Source organism: Peribacillus sp. P4_D6 (assembly GCF_056401795.1).
In genome coordinates this window covers 1-4,304 of sequence record NZ_JBFUIQ010000213.1, presented here as the reverse complement: position 1 = coordinate 4,304, position 4,304 = coordinate 1, and the positions used below count along the sequence as shown (strand labels likewise).

General features: G+C 44.9%; 5 protein-coding genes. All 5 read right to left on the bottom strand.

Annotated features, from left to right (window positions below; translation table 11 throughout):
• Positions 1–49 precede the first annotated feature (49 nt).
• Positions 50–826, bottom strand: coding sequence for a precorrin-4 C(11)-methyltransferase (cobM, locus tag AC1DVB_RS25570; RefSeq protein WP_048678465.1), 777 nt, complete (start codon positions 824–826; stop codon positions 50–52).
• Positions 823–1,530, bottom strand: a complete 708-nt coding sequence (gene cobI / locus AC1DVB_RS25565) for a precorrin-2 C(20)-methyltransferase (protein WP_057275921.1) — start codon at positions 1,528–1,530, stop codon at positions 823–825. The genes cobM and cobI overlap by 4 nt, the downstream gene beginning before the upstream one ends.
• Positions 1,523–2,737, bottom strand: coding sequence for a precorrin-6y C5,15-methyltransferase (decarboxylating) subunit CbiE (gene cbiE / locus AC1DVB_RS25560; RefSeq protein ID WP_477591566.1), 1,215 nt, complete (start codon positions 2,735–2,737; stop codon positions 1,523–1,525). The genes cobI and cbiE overlap by 8 nt, the downstream gene beginning before the upstream one ends.
• Positions 2,721–3,833, bottom strand: coding sequence for a cobalt-precorrin-5B (C(1))-methyltransferase (locus AC1DVB_RS25555; RefSeq protein WP_054396212.1), 1,113 nt, complete (start codon positions 3,831–3,833; stop codon positions 2,721–2,723). Before AC1DVB_RS25555 ends, cbiE begins: the two co-directional genes overlap by 17 nt.
• Positions 3,834–3,838: 5 nt before the next feature.
• Positions 3,839–4,304: precorrin-8X methylmutase (locus AC1DVB_RS25550; RefSeq protein WP_477591564.1), on the bottom strand; the 466-nt coding region annotated here is incomplete at its 5' end.

The window sequence follows — 4,304 nt, the reverse complement described above, 5'->3', positions numbered from 1 at the left end:
GTATGGGACCGTTTAATGGGAGCAAGTTCCGCTTCTTTCAATTCAATGATCATGGTTTAACACCTTTTCTGAAACCGTGGGTAAAGCTCGCATCATATAGTTTGGAACGGTATTCATCTTTATCATGGATGTCAGGGTCCAAAGCCCATCCAGCCAAAATCATCGCGTGCTTGCGAATACCGTTTTGACGCATGGCATCATCTAAGTTCACTAATGTGGTACGGACAATTTTTTGGTCCGGCCATGTTGCCCGTTGAATGACTGCGACCGGTGTTTCATCCTTCCAACCTGCTTCCTGAAGTTCTTTAACGATTTTTTTTGTCAAGGTCGCACTCAAGAAAAGGGCAATCGTACAATGATGACTAGCCAAATCACGTAATTTTTCAAATTCCGGAACAGGCGTACGTCCTTCAGCTCTCGTTAATATGAGTGTCTGGGTTAAATCAGGGATAGTCAGCTCTGCTCCTATTGCCGCTGCTGAGGCGAATACCGAACTCACTCCAGGGATCACCTCATAACCAATACCCTCTTTCTTCAATAGGACAATTTGTTCCATGATTGCACCGTACATGGCAGGATCCCCTGTATGGATTCTGGCAACCATCTTTCCTTCTTTAACACGATCGACCATGATGCCAACAATTTCTTCCAAATGCATTCCAGCCGTTTTTAGCACCTCAGCATCGGGTTTTGCCTTAGCAATCAATTCTTCATTCACTAATGAATCCGTATATAAAATCACATCGGCCGTTTGGAGAATGTTCAATCCTTTTACAGTAATCAAATCCGGATCACCCGGGCCGGCCCCTACAATATATATCTTCATTTTCTCACCACCATCAATGTTAAGTATTCTAGTTCAAGTCCTTCCAATTCACTCACTTTCCAAATCACTTCTTCATCGGAAGTGACTTTGGTTACGACCGAGGCCTTTTCAAGTAAGTCCAAATCTTTTAAAACGGAAATCATTAAATCGATGACCTTTGCCACTTTGATGAACACCACGGCATCATGATCTTCGATCGCCTTCTTCATCGCTTCATAATCATCCCTTGCAGGAACTATCGCAACATGATCATCACCATCAGCCAAAGCGATGCCCAGCCTTGACGCTGATCCATTAAAGGAAGAAATGCCCGGGACCGTCTTGATTTCGACTTCAGGATGCAACTCCTGCATCAATTTCATCATATGTATGAACGTACTATATAAAAGCGGATCGCCTTCCGTAACGAAAGCTACATCTTTTCCTTCATTTAATTTTTGCCAAACCTTTTCAACCGTTCCATTCCATTCCCGATCCAAGATGGCTTGATCTTTCGTCATCGGAAAAACAAGGCCCAGCATCTCCTTCTCTTCAGGACGAATGTAAACTTCAACAATGCGATGGGCGTAGCTTTTACTCCCTTTTCTTTTTTTTGGATACGCAATGACCGGAGATTCCTGAATCACGCGAAATGCCTTTACTGTAATTAGCTCTGGATCGCCCGGGCCCACGCCAAGGCCATATAATGTACCAAGATTACTCATTCATGTCTTCCTTTCGTTGTGCAGTAATGATATAAACCGGATTAAGAGGTACAAATCTGTTCATTCCCAATATTGGCTTACTTCTGGAGATTTGCGCATGCATGATGGAAGTGTGAAAACCAGCTTCAGTAAATGCCTCATTAGCTCGGTAAAGATTCTCGATCGTCGCAGCATTCAGAACGATCCTGCCGCCAACTTTAAGCCGTTTGCAGCAAGTATTGATCAGCTCTGCCATTTCGCCGCCGGTCCCGCCAATGAAGATTGCATCAGGATCCGGAAAAGTTTCCAATCCCTGCGGGGCTTTTCCATGAATCGCCGTTATATCGGTACGGAATTTACGTTGGTTTTGATAACAGTTTTCTAAATCAGGCTCATTTTTTTCAATTGCGAAGATATGGCCTTCGGATGCAAGCTTGGCCGCTTCAATTGCCATTGAGCCCGTACACGTCCCAACATCCCAAACTATGCTGTTTTTCCTTAGCTTCAACGCATGCAGGCTTAGTACCCGAATTTCCTTTTTGGTTATGAGGCCTTTGTCCGGCTTACGCTGCGAAAATTCTTCATCTTCTATCCCCAAGGACCAGCTTGGACCTTCTGATTTTCTTTTCAAAATGACGACATTCAAGGGAGAGAATTCCCGCTCCGTCATTTCATCTAGTTCATACCAGCCAGATTCTTCGGCTTCTCCTTGAAGGTTTTCAGCCACAAATGCCCGGTATTCAGTCATTCCGAATGAAAGGAGATATTTAGCCAGTTGATCAGGACTATTTTCACTGTCTGTAAGTAAGGCCACTTTCGCTTTCCCATCAATTCTTTGGGCCAGCCCTTTCATACTGCGGCCATGAATGCTGACGAGAAAGGCATCTTGCCAGCTTTCCCCCATTTTTGCGAAAGCAAGCTGAATCGAACTGAAATATGGGTAAACCTCCATGTTTATTTTGCTGGAAAGATAACCTCCCATTCCATAAAACATTGGGTCACCGGAAGCTAGGACAACCGTTGGACGAGTTACATCCTGCAGTTGCTCCACGACCTTTTTCAAGCCGCCCTTTATGACAATCTTCTTGCCAGAATAGTTCGGAAAGAAGGATAAGATCCGTTCACCTCCGACCAGCACTTCACTTTCTTCTATCCATTGGGCATATTGAGGCAGTAAGCTTTCCTGACCGTTATCCCCTATCCCAATTAATTTAATCGATTGACTCAATTCCAACAGCCCTTCCCAGTAATTGTCCTTTCAAYGAATAAATCGCCGTTTCCATTTCAATGCCGCCCTTCACCTGGTTAATGGCAGAGTGACAGCAGGATTCACATAGTTTATTAAAAAAGTCAAAGTTATTAATCGCTGACATCATATCCCCGACTTGTGATGCTGTGTTTGCATTCTTGATTTCAAGAACAAGATCATCTTCAGCTCCGACGCTTTGGGCTATTTCCGATAGAAAACCAAAGTCGACCGGGGCACTTTTTGAATGCACCATCATCACACCTTGGGCCACTTTGGAGAATTTACCCATCATGCCGACCAGTGATACCTTTTTAATTCCCTGCCTCTTACATTGCTTAAGTGAGAAGCCCACAAAATCACCCATTTCAATAAAGGCTTCCTCAGGTAAGTCTGGAAGAAGGCCCATTGCATACTTTTCACTGCGCCCGCCAGTCGTTAAGACTAGATGCTCACACCCACTCGCTTTGGCGACACTGATAGCCTGTACGATACTTGCCATATAGGCGGAACTGGAAAAAGGGACGACAGTGCCCCTTGTTCCCAAAATGGAAATGCCTCCCACAATCCCCAAGCGGCCATTTAATGTCTTTTTCGCTATTTCTTCACCTGCAGGTACGGAGATGACGACTTTCACTCCTCTATTGATCTTAAATTCTTCCAATGTTTGCTGCACAGTGGTTAAAATCATTTTGCGCGGTACAGGATTAATAGCCGCTTCCCCTACAGGAACGGGAAGCCCGGGTTTGGTCACACGACCAACTCCGGTCCCTCCATCCAAGATAATCCCAGGTGCATCGGACCAGCTGACAGTAGAGATAATATGGGCCAGATGTGTGGCATCGGGATCATCTCCGGCATCTTTAACCGTTTCTGCACTAACCGCATTTTCCGATATTTCATATTTCTCAATAGTGAAAGTGGCATCTCGGCCAATTGGCAAGGAAATCGTTGCCTCCTCTAGTGCATCCCCCGTGATCAATGCAGTCAATGCCGCTTTGGTCACGGCTGTCGAACATGCTCCCGTCGTATATCCATGACGCATTTGTGAGGGGTCTTTTTTCACTTTCTTTTCCATGTTTTTTAACTATCAGCTAAAAGGGAAATCGCGTTCAATGCGGCAACAGTGACAGTACTTCCACCTTTTCGGCCAATATTCGTAATGAATGGAACTTCTGTGATCTTAGCGAGTTCCTCTTTCGATTCTGCTGCAGAAACAAACCCAACAGGCATTCCAATGATTAAGTCCGGTTTTGCAATCCCTTCTTTAATGAGGCGAATGAGCTCAAGTAAAGCGGTAGGTGCATTGCCAATGGCATAAATGCCCCCTTCATTTTCCTTTACAGCTTTTTGCATCGAAATGATTGCCCTTGTCGTATTCAAACGTTTTGCCTCGACCATCACATCCGGATCTGAAATATAGCAATGAACGTCCCCGCCGTGTTTTTGAAATCTTTTTTTGCCTGTGCCGCTCTCGATCATTTGCACATCAGCAATGACATGCCTTCCTTTGCGAATGGCTTCCACACCAGCTTGAATGGCATTTGGG